We start from the raw sequence: 22,160 nt of genomic DNA on the forward strand, positions 1-22,160 counted from the left end.
AGGCTCTCACTTTTTATACTACCCATCCCTGAATTTTTCAGGCATAAATTGAATTAAAATCCCTTTGCCCTTCTTAATTCCTTATTTTTAGGTTAACTTTCGCTAGCAGGCGGTTGTTCACCAATTCCTAGCTCTTTTTTACTTTGTTTGAGCTGTTCCCAGAGGGCTTTAATATCTTCATAGGCTACTTCTGGCGCAATTTTTCCATTCATTTCTAAAGCACAAAGGTAGTTCACTTTATGGGCAAATTCTTGGAGATTTGCATTAAACACCAAGTTTTCAGGTGTAAACTTTCCATAATAGCGACTGCGCGGATAAAGAAAATTAGAGTGGCTTTCCATAAATTTCTCCTGATGAAATTTTTAAGTTTCAGCTTTATTTAGATTAACCTAATCACTACTCCGTGTTTTTCTTTGACTTTTTAGGCAAGTTCACTTAAGTTCTGTATAAGCCTAAATATATAAAATAAGGTTTAGCTGCTTTTATGAGGTAAGGGTCATTGCCGTTAGAGTTATCTCAGAGTTTATTACAGCGACGGTAAGAATAATCTTCCTTTACCAGCCTTTAAGATTAGATTAATCTAATCTTAAGAATAACCAAATAGATTCATCTTGATTTTAGCCGAAAGCACTTTAGCAATTCAGCAGATTATAGGTTTTAACTGAAGAAACCGGCAACGTGCTTGTTACGGCCACAATCAAACCATCTTTTAAAAGCTCTAGCTTCTTATCTAAATATTCCCGTTTATTTTATTCAATTAACATCGCTGCTGACTTTTTTGATAGCAACTTTGCCAGAGTAATCTCTAATTTCTAAGTAATTAACATGGGCATAGTGGATTGACATCCCCCGATAGATAGAAAGTTTTGATAGATCCGAGTGTCAAAGCGTGCCGCTGAAAGATAAAATAATTGAGCCAATTGCCTGAGATAGCACTCAGTTCCCTACTCACGAGACGCCTCATGTCCGCCCATCAAAAACTTTACGAAGGCAAAGCCAAAATTCTCTACACCACCGATGATCCAGAGATTTTGCTCGCCCACTTTAAGGATGATGCCACTGCATTTAATGCCCAAAAGCGGGGCAGCATCGCCGGCAAAGGCGAGATCAACTGCACCATCTCCAGTCATTTATTGCGAGAAATGGAAGCTGCCGGCATTGCCACCCACTTCATCGACTCTCCAACCGGCAACCAAATGCGCGTTAGGCGCGTCCAAATTTTACCGTTAGAAGTCGTAGTGAGGAACATAGCAGCAGGGAGTTTGTGTAAACAAACCGGGTTGCCGGTGGGCACCCTCCTGAAACAACCACTGGTCGAATTCTTCTATAAAAATGACGATTTGGGAGATCCGCTATTAACCCGTGAGCGGCTTTTCCTGCTGGAGTTGGCCACCCCAGAACAGGTAGAGCAACTGAAAACCTTGGCATTACAGGTGAACGACATCCTCTCAGCCTTTTTCCAGCGATGCGGGATTACCCTAGTTGACTTTAAACTAGAGTTCGGTCTAGATCGTGACGGAACCCTGCGACTGGCGGATGAAATTAGTCCTGATACGTGCCGGCTGTGGAATAACTCAGATGACGATCCAGATCGGCGGGTGATGGACAAAGACCGATTCCGCCGCGATTTGGGCAATGTCGAAGAAGCTTATCAACAGGTTTTAGAGCGGGTGCTAGCTCAAACCAACCAACAGTCAGAGTAAATAGTCAGGGGTGCTGGGGCGGGTTTAGCCGTGTGGTGCGTTCTAGAAACAGACAACGTTAAGTCAAACCCGCCCGTAAAGGTTCTTGCCAAAAGCCCTTACAGTTGCGCTTTGTCACCGTTCAGTGACAGTTCTGGCGTGATATCCTTGGGGCTGCTGAAATTGGGTTTTCGAGATCAAACTCGAAACATTTATGATATTTGTCGCTGAGCCGAAGTGTTTTCGCCTTCGGAGTTTGATCTCAAAGGTGTGTGGGAGTGGAAAAAAACGTGAGCAAAATGCGGATACCTCCGGTATGGGTGGCAATTGTGACGGCTTCAGCCACCCTGAGTTTATCGAACCCCGTCAGTGGGCAAACCATCAGGTTCACACAGTCTAATTCTGAACTGGCAGGCTTAATGCCGGCCCAGTCTGAAACTGGGGACGCACTGGGCAACCCAGACGCGATGAGTGAGTTGTGGCAATTGATCGGCCAAGCAGAACCCCTCGCCCCCAGTAGCACAAGCGCTTCTGGAGAACTGACTGGGGCTGAGGCTCTTGAGCCGATTGCCGTATCAGCGCTAGAGTTGCCGGTTCAAACTTCTCCTGATCTAGGTAAAGAAAATGTGCCGGCACAGGGGCACAAAAATACAGAACGGAGAATAAGCCCCCCATCTAGAATCCTTAATCTCTCGACTCCGCAGAGTACATGGGCAGCGATTGCCGCATTAGAGTCCATTGCTCAGACGCCCCCATCTCCTGAACAAGGGGCGGGTGAGGAAAACCCAGACGTTGAGCCAACTCCGTCTGCACCAGAGGAAACTGCGCCCACCCCGACTCCGTCTGCACCAGAGGAAACTGCGCCCACGCCAACTCCGTCTGCACCAGAGGAAACTGCGCCCACGCCGACTCCGTCTGCACCAGAGCAGACAGCCCCACCCGCGCCGGGACCCGCTCCAACACCCACCACTGATCGCTGCCCCGATCCCAACGCCCCGCAAGTGCTAGTCGCAGAGGTCGTCGTTAGTGGTGTGGAAGGAGAACTGCAAGATAAAATCTACCAAGCCATTCGCACTCAACCCGGTCGCACCACAAATCGATGCCAATTGCAAGAAGATGTGAATGCCATCTTTGCCACCGGCTTCTTCGGCGCAGTCGATTATCAGCCAGAGGATACCCCCTTAGGCGTGCGGGTGACCTTTGCGGTGCAGCAGAACCCCGTATTGCGGAATGTGACGGTAAATGTCGTCCCTGCCGGCGAAGGCCAACAAGTAGTGCCTCAAAGCGTGATTGACACCATCTTTGGCGAGCAGTACGGCGAAATTCTCAACCTGCGTCGGTTTCAAGAAGGCGTCAAACAATTAAATCAGTGGTATCAAGAGAACGGCTACATCTTGGCTCAGGTCGTTAACGCCTCACAAGTCAATGCCGAGGGCACCGTCATCTTACAAGTAGCCGAAGGGATCATTGAAGATATCCAAGTCCGCTTCCTGACAGAAGAAGGCGAGACAACCGATGATAAAGGCAACCCCGTTGATGGACGGACCCGCGAATTCATCATCACGCGGGAAATGCAGCTCCAAGCAGGGGACGTGCTCAATCGAGATACCCTGGTTTCAGACTTGCAGCGAGTATTTGGTTTGGGCATCTTTGAAAAAGTTGAACCCTCACTAAATCCAGGCCAAGATCCGCGAAAAGTCTCGGTGGTTCTCGATGTCACAGAAAGAAACACCGGCTCCGTAGCGGCGGGTGCTGGGATCAGTTCCGCCACAGGGCTATTTGGCACCCTCAGTTATCAAGAGCAAAACTTAGGGGGGAACAATCAAAAATTAGGTGCCCAGCTGCAAGTCGGTGAACGCGCCTTACTGTTCGACGTAAACTTCACAGATCCCTGGATTGCCGGTGACCCTTACCGCACCTCTTATACCGTGAATGGCTTCAGACGCCGGTCAATTTCTTTGATCTACACCGGCGGCGAAGACCAAGTCTATCTTCCCGATGGAGATCGCCCGCGTCTTCTGCGTTTGGGTGGCGGCGTCACGTTTAATCGCCCCCTAGGGCCAGACCCCCTAAATGCCGATTGGCAGGCATCCTTGGGCTTGCAGTACCAACGAGTGACCATCCGCAACTCCGATGGCGACATCAGCCCCGAAGATGAGCTGGGGAATGAACTGAGCTTTAGCGGCGACGGCAAAGACGACCTGACAACTTTGCAGTTTGGACTTGTGCGGGATCTGCGCGACGACCGCGCAAAACCAACCCGAGGGTCGGTTTTGCGTTTTGGAACGGAGCAGTCCGTGCCCATTGGTAAAGGCGGCATCTTACTCAATCGTCTACGGGGCAGCTATAGCTACTACATTCCCGTTAACTACGTTCGCTTTTCTGAGGGGCCACAGACATTAGCTTTTAATGTTCAAGCCGGCACAGTGGTCGGTGATCTGCCCCCCTACGAAGCTTTTGCTTTAGGCGGCAGTAACTCAGTGCGGGGTTATGACGAAGGCGACTTGGGTAGCGGTCGCAGTTTTATTCAAGCCACTGCGGAGTATCGCTTCCCAATTTTTGCGATTGTAGGCGGGGCGCTGTTTGCCGATTTTGGCACCGACCTCGGCACAGGATCTTCTGTACCGGGCAACCCGGCAGGGGTACGAGACAAGCCAGGAAGTGGCTTTGGCTACGGTCTGGGTGTTCGCATCAACTCTCCTTTAGGCCCGATCCGCGTGGATTATGGCTTTAATGACGAAGGAGAGGGCCGCTTTCACTTTGGAATTGGAGAAAGATTTTAAGGTCTCCAGTGAGAAGTCAAAAATGAGATGTCGTGAAGCATGACTATTTCTTTAACAGAGAACTCAGAAATAGGGACTGGGCACTCTATTCAGGCACCGTTTGAGCTGTCGGGTGTAGGACTGCACACCGGCACTCAAACTCAAGTCAGAGTCCTGCCGGCTTCACGCCATGAGGGGCGCTATTTTGTGCGAGTGGATCTGGCCGGTTCTCCTGTGATCCCCGCCCGCATCGAGTTTGTGCGCCAAACCACTCTCTCAACAGAACTTGGCAATGGAGACGCATGTGTGCGAACGGTCGAACACCTGTTGGCCGCTTTGGCAGCACAAGGAGTTGATAGCGCCAGAATCGAGATAAATGGCCCAGAAGTGCCGCTGCTCGATGGCTCAGCTTATCCGTGGGTAGAGGCGATCAATTCTGTGGGGGTTGTGGGAGAAAATGACCCAACCTCTATTCCTAAAACCCCAATCCTGCAAGAGCCGGTTTGGGTGCATCAAGGAGATGCCTTTGTCGCAGCGCTGCCGGCCCCACAAACGCGCTTTACCTACGGCATAGACTTTGATCTGCCGGCAATTGGTCAGCAGTGGTATAGCTGGACACCGGCAACCGAGCGCTTCGCCACCGAAATCGCGCCGGCTCGAACCTTTGGCTTTGCCGCCCAAATCGAGCAGCTGCGTTCACAGGGTTTAATTAAAGGCGGGAGTTTAGATAATGCCCTTGTCTGCGACGTCAGCGGGTGGCTAAATCCACCACTAAGATTTGCAAATGAACCAGTGCGTCATAAAATCTTAGACTTAGTAGGAGATATTAGCTTGTTGGGAGCTTTTCCCTCAGCTCACTTTTTAGCCTACAAAGCAAGTCACAAATTGCACATACAGCTTGCCCGGTTGCTGGCCCAGTCGCATTCGGGATTTTAGATATGGTAATGTCCAGATTCATCCCCAATCTAAAATCTACAATCTAAAATCCAAAATCAATATCTACTCATGTCCACCCTGAGCGATCTTAATTCCAATCACTCCTCTGCCCCTGATTCGGCTCAGCCTGAATCGGCCAGCGAGGCTGCACAGAGCGTTTCGGTGCCGGCATCACCCAAAACTGTGTTCAACATTGAAGAAATTCATAAACTTCTCCCCCACCGCTATCCTTTTTCCCTCGTGGATCGAATTATTGACTATGTCCCGGAAAAAATGGCTGTCGGGATTAAAAATGTCAGTATCAACGAACCCCATTTTCAGGGACATTTCCCAGGACGCCCGATCATGCCGGGAGTGCTGATTGTAGAAGCAATGGCACAAGTTGGCGGGGTCGTGATGACGCAACTGCCCAATCTGCCACCCGGATTGTTTATGTTTGCCGGCATTGATAAAGTCAGGTTCCGCAGACCTGTCGTACCCGGAGATCAGCTGGTGATGACAGTAGAACTGATCTGCGTCAAAGGCCGCCGGTTCGCTAAAATGCAGGGCCGTGCTGAAGTAGATGGCCAGCGGGTTACAGAAGGCGAACTATTGTTCTCCCTGGTGGACTGAAAACACTGTTAATTGATCGGTCGTCAGTGGTAAGGGAAAAGTGACGCTGCCTTCGTTGGCGCAACTCACTCATCGCTTCTAAAGACAACTGACCACTGTACGGGCGGGCGCAAGCAGACAATTTTTACTCAATTCCAGACAACGTATAAACAAACCCCGCCCCTACCAACTGACAACTGACAACTGACAAATGAAGACTTTAATTCATCCCACCGCTGTCATCCATCCCGGAGCTCAACTGCACCCGACAGTGCAGGTGGGACCTTACGCAGTCATTGGGGATCTAGTAAAAGTTGGCCCGGAAACGACGATCGGTGCCCACGTCGTCATTGAAGGGAAAACGGAAATTGGTGCCCGCAATCAAATTTTCCCAGGTGCCGCCATTGGGTTAGAACCCCAAGATCTTAAATATGATGGTTCCTTGAGTTGCGTACAAATCGGCAACGACAATCGGCTGCGTGAGTACGTGACAGTTAACCGGGCCACCGGCGCTGGCGAAATAACGACAATCGGCAATAACAACCTGCTCATGGCTTACGTTCATGTGGCCCACAACTGTGAGATAGAAAACGGCGTCGTAATTGCCAATGCGGTGTCCCTAGCCGGCCACGTCCATATTGAATCTCGCGCTACGATTGGGGGCGTTGGGGGTATCCATCAGTTTGTCCATATCGGGCGATTGTCGATGATCGGGGGTGTGGCCCGGATTGTTCAGGATGTGCCGCCTTATATGCTCATTGAGGGCAACCCGTCACGGGTGCGAACGCTGAACTCGCTTGGCCTGAAGCGGGCCGGTTTGACAGAGACTGATCGCAGCTATCTTAAGAAAGCATTCCGAATTATTTACCGTTCTGGGCTGACACTGAACGAAGCCCTAGAACAGCTAGATTTATTCCCCGAAAACGAATACGTGCAACATTTGCGCCGGTTCCTGCAACTGTCTCAAATGAAAGGCCGGCGTGGGCCAATGCCAGGCCGGCGTCTTCACATGAGAGGTGAGGAGTGAGGAATGGCAACCCAGAGGGGCAATTGGGCACAGAATCGCCGGAAAATATGGTGTTGAATTTGCCTCTACCTCCGAACACTCCCTCACCGTTCAGAATTTTTATCAGCACCGGCGAGGTGTCGGGTGATTTGCAAGGGTCTTTGTTAATCGAGGCTTTACACCGGCAAGCGAATGCGACAGGCATCAAATTAGAAATTGTGGCACTGGGGGGCGAACGCATGGCTGGGGCCGGCGCAACCCTGTTAGGCAATACCAGCGCGATTGGTTCTGTCGGGCTTTTGGAATCTTTACCCTATATTTTGCCTACGCTGCAAGTTCAGCGCCAAGCAAAGCGATACCTGCGGGAACACCCACCCGATTTGATCGTGCTGATTGATTATATGGGTCCTAATCTGGCGATCGGCAGCTATGTAAAGCGGCATTTACCCGCTGTGCCGGTGGTGTTTTACATTGCGCCGCAAATGTGGGTTTGGTCGCCTTTCCCGCGCTATACAGAGCAAATTGTCAGTGTCACAGACCGGCTGCTGGCGATTTTTCCAGAGGAGGCGCGTTATTTTCAACAGCAGGGGGCAACAGTGAGCTGGGTAGGTCATCCTTTGGTTGATCGCTTGCAAACCTTCCCCTCTCGCGAACAAGCGAGGGCTAATTTGGGTATTGACAAAGATGCGATTGCGATAGCATTGCTGCCGGCATCCCGACAGCAAGAGGTGCGTTACCTGTTGCCGGCAATCTGTGAAGCAGCCCAGCAAATTCAGGAGAAATTGCCGCAAGCTCATTTTTGGATTCCCCTGTCTCTGGAGAAATTCAGACGTCCCATAGAACAAGCAATTGAGGATTACGGGTTACGGGCGACTTTAGTTACCAGTCAGTCTCAGGACGTGCTGGCAGCGGCGGATCTGGCGATCGCTAAATCGGGTACGGTTAATTTAGAAATCGCTTTGTTGAATGTGCCGCTGGTGGTGCTTTACCGAGTCCATCCCTTCACCTATTGGGTTGCGCGCCGGCTGTTTAATTTTTCGATTCCCTTTATGTCACCGCCGAATCTGGTGCAAATGCAGCCGATAGTACCAGAGTTGCTGCAAGAGCAAGCAACACCGGCAAACATTGTCAGGGAAGCGTTAGAACTTTTACTAGATGAAGGCCGGCGTCAGCAAACTCTGAAAGCCTACCAGGAAATGCGCTCCAACCTGGGAGACGTAGGAGTGTGCGATCGCGCAGCTCAGTCTATTCTGCAGATGCTCTCAAAATAAAAGAATTCTTAACTTTTCAAATTGATTTTTTAACTTTTAATGGGAAGCAACCCCGTCTGCATTGTCACGGCTAATCTTCAATGTGACCAAAATTTTAAAGCCCAAGTCTCAATACCATTCTGATCGGCGACCCCTTGCAGTCGATTTATTTGCAGGTGCCGGTGGATTTTCCCTGGCGGTTGAGCAAGCTGGCTTTGATGTGTTAACAGCGGTGGAGGTTGACTCGGTTCACGCAGCAGTTTATACGTTCAATTTCCCCTATACAGAGGTTCTGTGCGCTGATATCTCTACTCTGTCGAGTCTAGTGATTGCAGATACCGCAGCGCAAAGTTGGACGTCATTGCCGGTTGCAGCAAATCAGCGGCAGTCATCTGCTTGGGATGGTGAAATTGATTTGGTGATTGGCGGGCCACCTTCTCAAGGGTTTGCCATCATGGGCAAAGGGGTTATTGAGGATGAGCGGAATGATTTCGTGTTTGAGTTCGCACGGGTGGTGTGTGAATTGCAACCGCGATATTTCATTATGGAGAATGTGCCAAGTCTGGTGACAGACCAGTACACAGATTTTTTAGAACGGTTGATCTCGCAGTTAGAAGCGGCTGGATATAAAATTACGCTGCCGGTGCAAGTCTTAAATGCGGCGGATTTTGGCGTCCCGCAAGATCGGCAACGGATGTTTTTGCTGGGGTCTCGTTGCGGTCAAGTTCTGTTACCTTATCCAGAACCCCTTATAGATCGCAAGGTGACGGTAAGGGATGCGATCGCAGATTTGCCAGATGTAGATGAGTTTCCTGAATTGCTGGATACCGATGAGTTGCTGCTACCGGAGGCACAACTGAAGGCTTTGGAAGATGGGGCGAGTGAGTATGTGCGTTCCCTACGGGGCTTGGTTCGCGATCGAGCGGATTGCGCTTATCACCGGCTGTGGAACCGGCAGCTTATAACGGGCTGCCTGCGAACCGCGCACACTCCTGATTGTGTACAGCGGTTTAAAGACACGCCGATGGGGAAGGTGGAAAATAACAGCCGGTTGCGGCGCTTAGATATGGAAGGACTTTGTAGCCCTTTGCGTGCCGGTACCGGCAGAGAGGGAGGCCGGCATACGTCTCCTCGTCCGATCCATCCTTTGCACCCCAGAGTGATTACTGTGCGCGAGGCGGCGCGGCTGCATTCGTTTCCAGATTGGTTTCGTTTCCACACGACGAAGTGGCATGGGTTTCGACAGGTGGGTAACGCGCTGCCACCCCTGCTAGGACGTGCGGTTGCCGGTGAAGTGATTAAAGCGCTGGAAGTTGAGTTACAAGTTCCAGATGTGCCGGTTGATTTGGGAAACCCAGATTTGCTAAGGATGAGTCCGTCACTAGCCAATCACTATTGGGAAGCCCATTTGCTGAAGACGATGTGAATTGATTCTGTAATCACCCCAACCAGCCGTAACAGGTTGGTTTTTTTGTCCCATAGCAGTGCGAGGTTTTCAACGGCTTGCAGCTGATCGCGGCCCGCCGGCAAAGTTTACTGGCTATCTCTAGCCCTTCCTTTTCTCTGTTTTGCTATCCTTTCCCTAGTAATATCTTCCAAAAGCCTTGCTGAATATAGGATTTATATTTATCTTTCTTTGCATAATTAAAATAAAAATCTTAATTTTTTGGAGATGGCCCTTACTCAGGTAGAATTTTTTTTAAAAAGAACACCCTGAGACTAAAGATGTTAGCTCCGTAAGTTTACTTAAATTATAAAGATAACTTTATAAAAGGCTTCCGCGTATTAACTGAAGCACAATATAACCACTTAGTAAACACCTAACTTTAGCCAAACTTGTTTCCAAGAAATCGGTGTATTAACTGAAAACTAATTTGGAGTAATAGGGTTAAATAAAGAAGTCAAGGACATTTATTTTTGAGCATCGCCCGAGGGGAAGATTTGTCAAAAGAAAAGCTCAAAAAGCCTTTGCTTAAAGCTTTACCGTTTCTTTAAAATATTTTTTTTGAAACGGGGAAACATTTCTAAATCGGGGGCGTCTTGAGGGGAAAGGGCAAAATAAAACGCTCTTTTCTAAGAAGTAACTAAGAACGAGCGAGCATCTTAGGGTATTAGCATCTAAGGCTGGTCTAGCCAATATCAAATCCTAATAGAAGAGTCAATCAAGGGAGATTCAACATGGAAACGACGATCGAAACCTTACCAGGCGACACCAACGATACCCTCACCGGAGGCACCGCCAGCGATACCCTCACCGGAGGCACCACCACCGAGCCAACAACCCCCACCGAGCCGGTTGACGAGACAGCCGTTCTGACACCAACAGGCACCAACACAACAGACGGCAGCACCGACACTAGCTCTATAGACGGCAGCACTGGCACCGACACAACAGGCGACAGCACCTTATCTGGCGGCGAAAGCGATACCCTACAAGGTGCCGTCGACTACGATACCATCATTGCTACCTCCGGCGAGAGCAGTTTACCAGGCACCACCAGCACAGACAGCTTAGGTGGCGCTGAAGAACCCAGCACCTTACCTGGTGGCGAAAGCACCTTACCTGGCGGCGAAAGCACCTTACCTGGTGGCGAAAGCACCTTACCTGGCGGCGAAAGCACCTTACCTGGCGGCGAAAGCACCTTACCTGGTGGCGAAAGCACCTTACCTGGCGGCGAAAGCACCTTACCTGGTGGCGAAAGCACCTTACCTGGTGGCGAAAGCACCTTACCTGGCGGCGAAAGCACCTTACCTGGCGGCGAAGGCCCCACCACCCCAACAAGTGGCGACTCTACATTTGAATCTGGAACCTTCGTAGTTGGAGAAAGCGGCGAAGTTAGCTTCAGCTATGAGTGGGACGGCGGAGACTATAAAGGCGAAGTCGGCATCTTCAACCTGGAAGGGATGGAAGAGTTTGAGCCTGGGTCTGAAGAATTTATCCAAGAAGCCGCTACTCGAGCTGTGAGCAACTCTGCTCAGGGTTATGTGGTCATTAAAGATGCCGAAGAAGGAGCCAAGTCTGAGGGAGAGCTGCCTTGGGAAGAAAACTTCAACGAAGGAGAATATGCTGGGCCAAAAACCTTTGAAATGGCTGCCGGCAGTACATTTGGCGTCATATTCTCGCCCAATGGCACAGTGCAAGGACTCGCTGAAGATCCAACCCTGAGTGGTGACGAGTATCCGTTATTCTCAATAGCCACAGCCAACCCTGATGATGCCTTACAGGTTGGCCAGCTTGCAGATGTCACCGGCGAAGGCAGCGTCTTCGTCATGGAAGACGTGTATGTTGGTAACCCAAACTCAGATGCAGACTACAACGACTTCATCATCAGAGTCGAGGGTGCTGTTGGAGAAGCACCCTCCATTGATGAATATATCAACCCCGATAAAGATTGGCGCGAGGAAGAAGCCGGTCAAGCCCTCATAGAAGACCTCAACAGTGGCGAAGGCGAAGAACCTACCGGCGGCGAAGGCGAAGAACCTACCGGCGGCGAAGGCGAAGAACCTACCGGCGGCGAAGGCGAAGAACCTACCGGCGGCGAAGGCGAAGAACCTACCGGCGGTGGCGGTGAACTTCCTCCAAACCTCCCAGACGGTGGCAACACCGGCGGCGAGTTCCCAGGCGGCGGCAACACCGGCGGCGAATTCCCAGGCGGCGGCAACACCGGCGGTGAGTTCCCAGGCGGCGGCAACAGTGGTGGCAACGGCAACGATACCCTAACTGGTAGCGAAGGCAGTGACACCCTAAACGGCGGAGCCGGCAATGACACCTTAGATTGTGGTGGTGGCGACGACACTGCTACCGGCGGCGAAGGTGACGACGACATCGACGGCGAAGAGGGTGACGACGATATCGACGGGAATGCCGGCAACGATACAGTCATCGGTGGTGTCGGCAACGATATAGCTGGCGGCGGTGAAGGTAACGATTCCGTTGATGGCAGTGACGGTAACGACACTGTCGAAGGTGATGTCGGCAATGACACCTGCGTAGGTGGCGGCGGCAATGACACCATCGTAGGTGGCGAAGGCGACGATGACACCAGTGGCGATGACGGTAGCGACACCGTTGATGGCGGTATCGGTAACGACACCGTTGATGGTGGCGCCGGCGATGACACCTGCGAAGGCGCAGAAGGCTCTGACACCGTTGATGGTGGCGAAGGCAATGACACCGTTGATGGTGGCACCGGCGAAGACAGCGTTGATGGTGGAGAAGGCGATGACACCTGCGAAGGCGCAGAAGGCAATGACAGCGTTGATGGTGGCACCGGCGAAGACAGCGTTGATGGTGGAGAAGGCGATGACACCTGCGAAGGTGGAGAAGGCGATGACACACTAGGCGGTGGCGACGGCGACGATGACGCCAGTGGAGATGAAGGCGACGACGTAATCGAGGGTGAAGGCGGCTCTGACACCTGCCAAGGCGGAGAAGGCTCTGACACGATCGTCAGTGGCGACGGCAACGATGCCGGTAGTGGAGATGAGGGTGAGGACGTAATCGACGGTGGCACCGGCGATGACATCAACTCAGGTGGAGGCGACAATGACACAGTCCTCGGTGGCGAAGGCCACGACACCACTATGGGTGATGAGGGTAACGACAGCGTTACGGGTGATGCCGGTATAGACACCTGCCTCGGCGGTGGCGGTAATGACACTATCACTGCTGGCGATGGTGGCGACTCTGGCTACGGCAACGCCGGCGATGATGTCATGGATGGCGGCACAGGTGACGATACGACCTACGGCGGTGAAGGCAACGATTCTGTCTTGTCTGGCGAAGGCGACGACACCAGCTCTGGCGACCTCGGTGATGACATGATCGAGGGTGACCTGGGTTCTGATATGGGCCTGGGCGGTGAAGGTAATGACACAATCGTTGGCGGCGACGGTCATGAGACAATCTACGGCAACACCAACGACGACGTTCTCAACGGTAACACCGGCAACGACAGTCTGTATGGTGGCCAAGGTAACGACATTATCCGGGGCGGTCAAGACGCTGACTGGATCACTGGTGACCTGGGTGATGACGTTGTCTACGGTGACATGGGTAATGACATCCTCATCGGTGGCGGCGGCGCAGACGTGCTTATCGGTGGTGAAGGTAACGATGTCTTCACACTCGAGTCCGGTATGGGTGCTGACACAGTCGTTGACTTCGTCATCGGTCAAGATACCTTCAGCTTGTCTGCCGGTTTAACCTTCGAAGGGTTAACGATTGTTCAAGGCAGCGACGCGCAAGCTAACGACACCTTGATCAAGATTGCCGGCAGCGAGGAACTGGTAGCTACCCTCACAGGTGTGCAAGCCAGCTCAATCACCAGCGCTGATTTCACTCTGATCTAAAACAGCTAACTTGGGGGCGGCTTACTTTCTTCGCCCCCAGTTCTTGCTCACAACATCTCGACTCGACCTGTAAAACTCAATTGTGGATACAAAATTTTGACCCGAAAAAAAGCATTTACAGGTTGAAACATTCCTAAACAGAATGAACTTCAAACCCTTAAACACCCCAAACGATTAGTAATTGACTGGGGTGTTTTCTTTTTAGTTTTTAAATCAATAAGCTTTCAGTTCGTTTCAATTGACTTAAGCTGTAAGTCACGAAACTTTAATTGCCGACGTTGGGCTGATAGCCTTACTGCCTAAAGACCTGGACATCAATTTCCAGCCTAATAGCTGAAGTCTTCTTTACAAGAAGGATAATAGCCAATTGAGTTTTTGAAACGATTGATAATCCTTTTTTAGCAAGATTAGGGCCAGCCAAAAGAATTTAATTTACGAATTTGCTAGAAGTTTTTTTGAGTAGGTTTAAATTTAATCAAAATTGCTAAAAAAACTTAATAAATTTTGACTAGATATCCTTCGCCTAAATCTTCTAATTTTGGAAAGCTTGATAACATTTAAAATGGAATAAACTTGCTGTTTCTATCCCTCACTTTTGTAATTATTTAGGATAATAATTTTTAGTGAACACGCTCAATTTAAGCGCTCTCTTCAATACACTCGTGTACATCGTTGGTGGGGCTATTGACTAAGGTGCTGACTGGATAAGTTTTCATAGCTGCTTCTGGATAGGGTCCCAGTAGTCGCAAAAGTTCTTCTGGATTCTTGTTTTGAGGGTCAAGCCATTGAGTGTAGGCTTCAGGCTGCAAAATCACCGGCATTCTGTCATGCACCGGCTGCAAAACTTCGTTAGCCACTGTTGTCAGAAAGGTGCAGGATATGATCGTTTCGCCTTCTGGGGGTTGCCATGAGTCCCACAAGCCGGCAAAAGCAAACGGTGAACCGTCCTTCATCTGGAAATAGTAGGGCTGTTTTTGCTTACCGACTTTTTGCCATTCATAAAATCCATCGGCAATGACTAAGCAGCGTTTGCGTTTAAAAGAACTGCGAAAGGCCGGCTTTTGTGTTACGGTTTCGGCCCTAGCATTAATCAAACGCGCCCCAATTTTAATATCTTTCGCCCAACTTGGAATCAAACCCCAGCGCATCCACTGAAACTGCCGGTGAGTTTGTCCATCTGCTAGAGACACTGTTGCGACTTGTTGGGTGGGTGCGATATTGTAGCGCACCGGCACCTGCGGTACGTCTTTAATCGCAAAGTATTCAGCTATTTTCTCGGCTTGCACGCTCAAGCTATATCGTCCACACATCGTTAAGGCTGGTGAAGTAAGAGTGCTAGCTCTAGTATGACGAGTTTATCGAGAAAATTTGCTTCAGTGCAGATGCTATTTTAGCTAATAGGCAGCCAGCGTTTGTTAAAAAACAACACCTAAGCCCTACAGGAATACGCTGAACTGCGGTTGCGGGAGTGAAACAGGTTGATATGCCTGAAAGTATTGGTGATACAGAATTTATGAATATTAACTTAGAGCGTAAAAACTTCTACTGCCCAATTGCGAAGTGGAGTGGACGGCTGATTTTGCCCTCTCTCCCAGAAAGGCGAAGTGATGGCGGAGTTTATCTGGAAGTTCAGAATACTCCAGATTCCCACGCCCAGCTTAAAGGCAAAAAAGTCTGGGTGACTTGGCATTCCACCTCTTGTCACCGCAAGTGGCTGCATCGCGCTGTTATTGATATCCACTTTGATGAGATTACTCGTAAGAGTATGGAGGAAAATCATTTTATCCACCCCATTCGGCTGGATGGATGGTCAAAAGTTAGTCCTCTGGAGTCCTTAGCCGGTGGCAGTTCGATTGATGATGTGCAAGTAGAATTGGATGTTGTCAGCGCAGATAGAGATGGGAATTCCTGGGTTCTGGCGATTGGAGACGAACCGTATCAAATTGCCGGCATTGACAAGGCGCTGAGCCGATTTATCGCACCGGCAGGAGAAAAGCGCTACCGCGTCAGGCATTATAACCCCAGCAGCCGTAGTTTTGATGGCCCAGAAGAAGTGATTGCCCTCCCCGATGCCGGCACAGTTTTACCGGGAACCAGTATTGAGCAGACTTCTATCAAAAATATTGAAAAATCTTCTCTAAATGCTTCTGGTTGGTATATTTATGGCTCACAGGATGCTTCTGGTTCCTTCACAGTAAAGGCTTTGGAACCGGCAGAGATGTTCAAACTTGTACCAACGCGGATGGTAATCGGAAGGGACGAAAGCCGCGATTATATTACTGACCTGAAGTGGGATAACATCCCACTTCAGCGAGTTGAAAGAACGCTCTTAGATAATAATGGTGGAGTGGTTCCCTTTAAGCAGAGAACACCGGCGCTAATTGCAAAGCGCACGAAAGAACTTTGGTCTGTCGGTGATGTAGCGCTTGTGGTTCACACCTATGGATGGCGAGGCGGCGAACGAGGTGATAAGGTGCCGTTGGGAATCGTTCCGGGACACTTTGCGTTTGGTTTTGCCAAGGTTGTGAGGGATGAGTTTACCGGCGAGTTGCGCTTTGATCTGGTATACCGGCAAGTTTATGCGCACAACCGCGAGGGTGTGATTGCCGGCGCAATGCGTTGGCATTTATATATGGGCAGTCTGAGACACGGATGGATGTATACGCTGCCGATTTCTGATGTGCTGGTGCGACTTCCAGAACTGACGGTTCCCTATCGGCTAGGCAATCATACGTTCAATCCCCTCATTGTCATCTTACAAGAACTGGCACTGATGACCGCCAAATACCGCGCCGGCGGGGGAAATGGGGCATCTCTCGTCACGCCAGCAGCTTCTTGTGTCAAGGATTCCAGTCAGGCTTTATTTGCTGCTGGCAGGCGGTTGGAGAATGAAGTTGTCAACGATTCTGTGGTGAAAGGCTGGCTTGATAGCAACCCCAACAGTTATGAGGCAAAGCGTTTTCGCCGGCTGGAGTCGCTGCTTAATGATGTTGAAAGTACCGTACTCATCCCGTGGGGAATTGTCCCAAAAGGCTGGGGCGGAGATAACGAAAATGTGGCAGCGCACCTGAAAGATGGTGCTATCACTCCTGCCAGCATCCTGGAAGCACTCAAGGCTTGGAAAACAATGATGCCGCGCCGTGCTGAAATAGAACTTCTCAAAGTTTTACTTGAGCATGGTGCCACAATGGTGGACTGCCAGGGAGCAATGCTGGGCGGAGAAGTTCCGGGTATTGTTCCCCTTGCTCCTACTGTTATTTTTTAATAGAAAATGGGCATGGGGCATGGGTCAAGGCTTCGCCAACTTAAAGGTAGGGGCATGGGGCATCGGTGTCTAACTGCCAAGACTCTGATGAAGTCGGTTGTCGTTAGACTTGTTTTCCTACAGATTGAAATCGTAACGCTGTTATCCCTAGTTTATTCAGTGGTTGTGGTGATACCGGCTAAAGGCCGGCCCATAAGTGGCTAACAAGTTTTGAGGCGCTAAAGCAATGTCGGGTTGGCCAGTGCACACGACTCTTTGGTTAAGGCAAATAACGCGATCACAATGCCGGCAAATCATATCCAAATCGTGAGAAATTTGCAGCACTGTCCAATTTTGTTCGCGTTTGAGTTGGTTAAGCAAGGCGTAGAACTCCGCTTCTCCCTGCGCGTCTACGCCGGCAAATGCTTCATCAAGCACTAACAGCCGGCGTGGCCAAACCAAGCAATACGCCAGCAACACCCGTTTCATCTGGCCACCACTTAAGGTGCCGATGGCTTGGTGACGCAGCCGGTAAGCATCTACTCGGTGCAAGGCAGCGGTTACTGCTGCTATTTTTTCTGGGTTGGTTTGCCAAAACCACTTAAATTTTGGATTTTGATGGTTTAACCCTTTCACCCATCCCAACCCCACCAATTCCCAGACAGTAATTGGAAATGAGCGATCAAAGAGAAAGTTTTGCGGCACATAGCCGAGTTGGTGGCACAGGTTTCCCAGCCGTTCCATAGGCCGACCAAATAGTTGGATCTGGCCGGCTGTGCGCGGAATTAAACCCAAAACTGCTTGCACCAACGTACTTTTACCGGCACCATTAGGGCCAACAATCGCTGTATCCGTTCCAGGTTGCAACTCAAATGAGACATCCTGAATCGCCGGATAGTTGCCTTGATATACCGTCAGATTTTGTACCTTCAGGATTGGGATCTGGAGGTTTGGAGAGGGTAATGGGCCACCGTTAGGCCGGTCGAGGTTGCTCACGTCTATTGACAGGCAGATTCAATGGTTTGCAGATTGGTTTGCATCGCTGTAAAGTAATGCTGCGGATCGAGCGGGCCAGATTCTAATGAGTTTAGAGGACGCAGGGTTAAGTTGAGGTCTTGGGAAAGACTTTGCAGCAACTTATTATCTACTCCCGGTTCCCCAAATAGTGCTTTGACGTTGTATTGTTTTACGGCTGCAATGGTTTTTCCCACATCAGCGGGGGAAATGCTTTGTTCTGGGATATTAACAACGGCGACTTGTTGCAGCTGATATCGCTTGGCGAGGTAGGGATAGGCGTCGTGGAATGTGACAAAGGTGCAGTTGGGATACTTTTGCAGCTGCTGTTTAAACCGGCTGTCTAGCTGTTCCAATTGCTGGATGTAAGCAGCAGCATTGGCTTGATATGAGGATTTATTGTCTGGATCGGCTGCAATTAAGCCATCACGAATATTTTGTACCTGTTGTTTCGCTAAGACTGGATCAATCCAGACGTGGGGGTTGCCGCTTCCGTTCTGAGTTTCATTATGGTCGTGATCGGTGTCTTCTTTGCCGGCACTCTCAATTGGCTTTACGACTGGGGAAATTTCCTGTAAGGTTTGAATGCCTTTACTTGCCTCTATTTCTTTCAGCTTCTGGTTTTGGGCGTTTTTTACGGTTGCTTTTAGAAATTCTTCTAAGTCCAAACCATTTTTAACGAGCACATCTGCTTGTGCTAGTGATCGCACGTTTGCCGGTGTGGCTTGGTACTCATGCACTTCTGTGCCCGGGGGGATTAAAATTTCTACTTCTGCTTTGTCGCCGGCTACTGCTTTGGTGAACCAATAGATCGGGAGAAAGGTAGCTACGACTTTCAGTTGTTTTGAGCTAGGCGGTGCATTTTGGCTGTCAGACAGGGGTGTGGGGGGGGTTTGGTTGCAGCCGGTGGCGATAGTCAGCAGCAATAATGCCGGCAGCAAGTGCTGCAAGTTGGGACTTTTCACGGTTTTTCTACAATCTGCGGAAAATTTTTGAGTATGATTTTTATTCTAGATGAAGAATGAGATTTATTCTCATTTTGTGTTGATGTTCTTTTCTTCGGGTGCCGGTTGGGGATGATTTCTTTAACTGCAGATAAATGCAGATGTGTTGTTGGTTGGAGTCTGAGTTCTTCTAAGAGTTGGAATTTATGACTGCAATGTTGGGGTTTTGGGCAGATTTTGTAACCCCAAATGATAGCGCAGCGTGCCGTCATGCATACACAGATGGATTAATCCTTATTGTCAGGGTTCTGCGGGTGAATTGATGAAACCTTTAATTGTTCTGTTTTCAACAATAAAATTAATTAAATATGGTTATTTTAATTAATATTTATGAATAATGTAAATGACTAAGGAGATCGTTTTTGATTAACTAGTTCAATTTGGCGAGAAAAATAATCTTCTTGATATTTTAGTTGCTGGGCAATTTCTAATCCTTTTTGAAAAGCTGCTAGAGCTTGGGTGAAAGCTTGACGAGCTAAATATATTTTACCGATTCGATCATAAGTATCCATCATGCCAAAGAAGTTGTAACCTCTTTGATCGACAACGACTAAAATTTGATAAACTTGCAATGCTGCTTCGAGTTCGTTCTGTGAGAGATAAAGCGCGGCTAAGTTTTGCAATGCTTCGCCGGCTCTCGCGTATTGCTGCAATTGCCATGCTAAGGTGTAAGCTTCTTGATAAAATTGGGCAGCTTTGCCGAGCCGACCTAATACTTCATAATCTTCTCCCATTGCGATTTTAAGCGCTGCTACTTGAGTCGGATCTTTGGCAATTCGGTAGCGATTTAAAATTTTTGTGCGGACATCTAGGGCTTTTTGGTGTTGCTGGGAATGCGCGTAAATAAAAGCTAGTTGTTGGAGATAGGTATCTTCTTCTAAGCGAGTTTGCTCACTGCGATTTACTTTGGCTTCACTAATTGCTAATAGTTGCTCGTAAGCAACGGCTGCTTCAGAGAAGTTTAATCCGCCAAAGTAAAGTTCGGCAATTGTTTTCAGGGCAATTTCTTGTGCCGGCACATCTTGCCTCGCTTGTGCGTTGGCTAGAATTTGTTGGTAAACATCGACAGCGGATTGTTTCGCTTGCACCAATACAAACACATCTCCTAAAGCTTGCAGCAATTGGGGAGTAATGGGGGGTTGCGCTTGTGCTTCTAGATAAATGACCTGCAAGCGTTGGGTGATCAGCTGGACTTGTGTTGTCTGATTTTGACTTAGGGCAATTTTCGCTACTCTGGTTAAGGCTTCTACTTCGGCCAGAGGGCCAAGAAAGCGGCGCAACCGCAATTCTCGATACCAGATTTTAAATGCTTCCGCTAAATTTCCCGCTTGTAGCTGAGCAGTTGCCTGCTGGTTGAGTTCATCTAGTGCAGTGGTTAAAGCTTGAACTTCTAGAGGAGTTAGCGGCTTTTTTAAGGGCCATTGAGGCAGCAGGGGATCGGGTTTGGTAATCTCCAAGGGGCTAGTATAAGGCTCATCCGGCTTAGATTGCTGGGACTGCTGAGCAAAAACCGGCCTAAGATCGGCTGCCACCGACAGCAGCAAAAGGATGCCGGCGGCGGAACAAGCTAGCCTCACAATTTGAGTGCGGCTTGGCCAAAATAAAGTTTTTTGCTCAAGCGACGTTTGCATATCCACAATCTTGCCTGGTGCTAGGTGGTAGGGTGTAAAGGGTAGGTGTTGCCTTTATATTTAAAGGCCAGCTGGCTGCCAAATTGAAAGCGAGCTGTTCTTATCTAAATTGTCGTTTGTCAGTTGTCCGTTGTTACGACCGCAGGCTGCTGACCATTGACTACTGACCACTGACTTCTGGATTTTGAAGTGAGCAGAGAATTTGTAAACATTAGCGCTTGCTATCGGGCTATATCAGGCGTTTTGGCGAAACTTTCTTTAGGAAAGACGGGATTGAACGTTCGTTGGTTCGTTTCTTGGGTGTTAGTACCGGCACTTGTTCTATCCAATTTACTCACCGGCTGTACTTTACCCCAAGTGACCGCTGAACAAGGGAATTCGCTGCCGGCGCAGGAAAAAACTTTGTCGCCGGCACAGGAAAGAAGGATACTAGCGGCTGAGAAACGGATTTTTCTGGATCTGTCCCTAGAATTTTTAGGCGAGTACCAACTGCCCCCACAAACGTTTGAGGATACGCCCGTAGGGGGTTTATCCGGTATTGCCTATGATCGCAAGCGAGACCGCTTCTATGCAATCTCTGACGATCCCAGTGCCTTTGCGCCGGCTCGATTTTACACCCTCCGCCTCGCTCTTAATTCTGACAGTGCCGGTGAAATTAGCATTCAAAATGTTGAAGTTGAAGGCGTTACCCAACTAATTGGTGAGGATGGCCAACCCTTTGCACGGGATTTGATCAACCCTGAAGGAATTGCCTTCGCACCGCCGAATAGCATCTTTGTGGCCAGCGAAGGAATTGCAAATCTGGATATTCCTCCGTTTTTACAAAAATTCGATCTTAATACCGGCCAGTGGCAGCAAAATTTACCCATCCCGCCGCGCTATATCCCCGATAGGAGTAATCCTGATAACCGGCAGGGGGTGCAAAATAATTTGGGGTTTGAATCTTTAACGGTAGACTCAGCAGGCGTTGGGGAACCGCTTCGCCTGTTTACAGCCACCGAGTTGCCTCTGGAACAGGATCGCGATCCGCCAAGCGCTGATCAAGAGGTCAAAAACCGGCTGATGCATTATTTAATTAGCGATCTGCCCCCACTGTTAATTTCTGAACATCTCTATTTGATGGATACAGGGCCACGGTGGTCGGTTGCCAATGGTTTGACTGAGTTATTGACGCTGAATCGCGGTGGCCATTTTCTGGGTTTGGAACGTTCTTTGGGTTTCTTGGGGTATGGGGGCAAGATTTATCAACTGGCCACCGGCGCGGCAACAGATACCTCTGGGATTGCCAGTCTCAAAGGTGAATTGCGAAAAATTGAGCCGGTGAGGAAAAAGTTATTGCTAGATTTGAGCACTTTGGGAATTACTTTAGACAATTTGGAGGGGATGACGCTTGGCCCTCGATTGCCAGATGGGACAGAGAGTTTACTTTTGGTCAGTGATAACAATTTCGATGAAGCGCAAGTCACGCAGTTTTTGTTGTTTCGTCTCAAACAAGGGCATTGATGAATCTCGGCAGGCCGGTTTTGAAAAGGCCGGCCTTTTTATTTATGGGATCAGAAGCGAACGCAGACCCTTAAAATAGTTGGGTTCGTTATTTTTTTCCCCGCGCTTTATATCACTGATGGGCGCAATGAATGCAAAATTCACGTAGCCGTCAAGCCGCTAAAACTGTCTTTTTGTCAACTATT

Annotated in this window: 15 protein-coding genes; 10 read left to right on the forward strand and 5 right to left on the reverse strand. The window is 49.4% G+C overall.

Annotation, left to right across the window (positions count from 1 at the left end; translation table 11 throughout):
• Positions 1-92: 92 nt before the first annotated feature.
• Positions 93-341, reverse strand: coding sequence for a hypothetical protein (locus H6F56_RS15045; protein ID WP_190669539.1), 249 nt, complete (start codon positions 339-341; stop codon positions 93-95).
• Between the two features lie 621 nt (positions 342-962).
• Here H6F56_RS15045 and purC point away from each other — a divergent pair.
• From purC to H6F56_RS27050, 8 genes are all read left to right on the forward strand, one after another.
• Positions 963-1,703, forward strand: coding sequence for a phosphoribosylaminoimidazolesuccinocarboxamide synthase (gene purC, locus H6F56_RS15050; RefSeq protein ID WP_190669541.1), 741 nt, complete (start codon positions 963-965; stop codon positions 1,701-1,703).
• 278 nt (positions 1,704-1,981) lie between these two features.
• Positions 1,982-4,465, forward strand: coding sequence for a BamA/TamA family outer membrane protein (locus H6F56_RS15055; protein ID WP_190669914.1), 2,484 nt, complete (start codon positions 1,982-1,984; stop codon positions 4,463-4,465).
• A gap of 39 nt (positions 4,466-4,504) precedes the next feature.
• On the forward strand, positions 4,505-5,380 hold the full coding sequence (lpxC, locus tag H6F56_RS15060; RefSeq protein ID WP_190669543.1) for a UDP-3-O-acyl-N-acetylglucosamine deacetylase: 876 nt from the start codon (positions 4,505-4,507) through the stop codon (positions 5,378-5,380).
• Between the two features lie 69 nt (positions 5,381-5,449).
• Positions 5,450-5,992, forward strand: coding sequence for a 3-hydroxyacyl-ACP dehydratase FabZ (gene fabZ / locus H6F56_RS15065; protein ID WP_190669544.1), 543 nt, complete (start codon positions 5,450-5,452; stop codon positions 5,990-5,992).
• Between the two features lie 190 nt (positions 5,993-6,182).
• Positions 6,183-6,998, forward strand: a complete 816-nt coding sequence (lpxA, locus tag H6F56_RS15070; protein ID WP_190669546.1) for an acyl-ACP--UDP-N-acetylglucosamine O-acyltransferase — start codon at positions 6,183-6,185, stop codon at positions 6,996-6,998.
• Positions 6,999-7,045: 47 nt separating this feature from the next.
• The gene (gene lpxB / locus H6F56_RS15075) at positions 7,046-8,248 is read left to right on the forward strand and encodes a lipid-A-disaccharide synthase (RefSeq protein ID WP_190669916.1); all 1,203 of its coding nucleotides are present in this window, start codon (positions 7,046-7,048) and stop codon (positions 8,246-8,248) included.
• Between the two features lie 82 nt (positions 8,249-8,330).
• Positions 8,331-9,653 (forward strand): DNA cytosine methyltransferase, encoded by a 1,323-nt coding sequence (locus H6F56_RS15080; protein ID WP_309236533.1) that lies wholly within the window; start codon positions 8,331-8,333, stop codon positions 9,651-9,653.
• A gap of 752 nt (positions 9,654-10,405) precedes the next feature.
• Positions 10,406-13,579, forward strand: a complete 3,174-nt coding sequence (locus tag H6F56_RS27050; RefSeq protein WP_190669548.1) for a DUF4114 domain-containing protein — start codon at positions 10,406-10,408, stop codon at positions 13,577-13,579.
• A 638-nt stretch (positions 13,580-14,217) separates the two neighbouring features.
• Here the strand turns inward: H6F56_RS27050 and H6F56_RS15090 are convergent.
• The gene (locus tag H6F56_RS15090; protein WP_190669550.1) at positions 14,218-14,889 is read right to left on the reverse strand and encodes an SOS response-associated peptidase; all 672 of its coding nucleotides are present in this window, start codon (positions 14,887-14,889) and stop codon (positions 14,218-14,220) included.
• Positions 14,890-15,062: 173 nt separating this feature from the next.
• On the opposite strand from H6F56_RS15090, the gene H6F56_RS15095 reads away from it, so the two are divergent.
• Complete coding sequence (locus H6F56_RS15095; RefSeq protein WP_190669552.1) at positions 15,063-16,844, forward strand: hypothetical protein; 1,782 nt, start codon at positions 15,063-15,065, stop codon at positions 16,842-16,844.
• A 156-nt stretch (positions 16,845-17,000) separates the two neighbouring features.
• Here the strand turns inward: H6F56_RS15095 and H6F56_RS15100 are convergent, their stop codons facing one another.
• The 3 genes from H6F56_RS15100 to H6F56_RS15110 form a co-directional block, all read right to left on the reverse strand.
• Complete coding sequence (locus H6F56_RS15100; protein ID WP_190669554.1) at positions 17,001-17,819, reverse strand: metal ABC transporter ATP-binding protein; 819 nt, start codon at positions 17,817-17,819, stop codon at positions 17,001-17,003.
• A 2-nt stretch (positions 17,820-17,821) separates the two neighbouring features.
• Positions 17,822-18,802 carry a metal ABC transporter solute-binding protein, Zn/Mn family gene (locus tag H6F56_RS15105; protein ID WP_309236534.1) on the reverse strand — a complete coding sequence of 327 codons (981 nt, stop codon included), beginning with the start codon at positions 18,800-18,802 and terminating at the stop codon, positions 17,822-17,824.
• A 386-nt stretch (positions 18,803-19,188) separates the two neighbouring features.
• A complete protein-coding gene (locus H6F56_RS15110; RefSeq protein WP_190669556.1) occupies positions 19,189-20,472 on the reverse strand; it encodes a tetratricopeptide repeat protein in 1,284 nt (427 codons plus the stop codon).
• A 189-nt stretch (positions 20,473-20,661) separates the two neighbouring features.
• On the opposite strand from H6F56_RS15110, the gene H6F56_RS15115 reads away from it, so the two are divergent.
• Positions 20,662-21,975, forward strand: a complete 1,314-nt coding sequence (locus H6F56_RS15115) for an esterase-like activity of phytase family protein (protein ID WP_309236535.1) — start codon at positions 20,662-20,664, stop codon at positions 21,973-21,975.
• The last annotated feature ends 185 nt before the right edge of the window (positions 21,976-22,160 follow it).

Origin of the sequence: Microcoleus sp. FACHB-672 (genome assembly GCF_014695725.1) — a bacterium.
Lineage (GTDB): Bacteria > Cyanobacteriota > Cyanobacteriia > Cyanobacteriales > Oscillatoriaceae > FACHB-68.

Excerpts from the sequence above, each read along its gene's own strand:
- H6F56_RS15045 (WP_190669539.1), bottom strand. The coding sequence starts at position 341 with ATGGAAAGCCACTCTAATTTTCTTTATCCGCGCAGTCGCTATTATGGA.
- purC (WP_190669541.1), top strand. The coding sequence starts at position 963 with ATGTCCGCCCATCAAAAACTTTACGAAGGCAAAGCCAAAATTCTCTAC.
- H6F56_RS15055 (WP_190669914.1), top strand. The coding sequence starts at position 1,982 with ATGCGGATACCTCCGGTATGGGTGGCAATTGTGACGGCTTCAGCCACC.
- lpxC (WP_190669543.1), top strand. The coding sequence starts at position 4,505 with ATGACTATTTCTTTAACAGAGAACTCAGAAATAGGGACTGGGCACTCT.
- fabZ (WP_190669544.1), top strand. The coding sequence starts at position 5,450 with ATGTCCACCCTGAGCGATCTTAATTCCAATCACTCCTCTGCCCCTGAT.
- lpxA (WP_190669546.1), top strand. The coding sequence starts at position 6,183 with ATGAAGACTTTAATTCATCCCACCGCTGTCATCCATCCCGGAGCTCAA.
- lpxB (WP_190669916.1), top strand. The coding sequence starts at position 7,046 with ATGGTGTTGAATTTGCCTCTACCTCCGAACACTCCCTCACCGTTCAGA.
- H6F56_RS27050 (WP_190669548.1), top strand. The coding sequence starts at position 10,406 with ATGGAAACGACGATCGAAACCTTACCAGGCGACACCAACGATACCCTC.
- H6F56_RS15090 (WP_190669550.1), bottom strand. The coding sequence starts at position 14,889 with ATGTGTGGACGATATAGCTTGAGCGTGCAAGCCGAGAAAATAGCTGAA.
- H6F56_RS15095 (WP_190669552.1), top strand. The coding sequence starts at position 15,063 with ATGCCTGAAAGTATTGGTGATACAGAATTTATGAATATTAACTTAGAG.
- H6F56_RS15110 (WP_190669556.1), bottom strand. The coding sequence starts at position 20,472 with ATGCAAACGTCGCTTGAGCAAAAAACTTTATTTTGGCCAAGCCGCACT.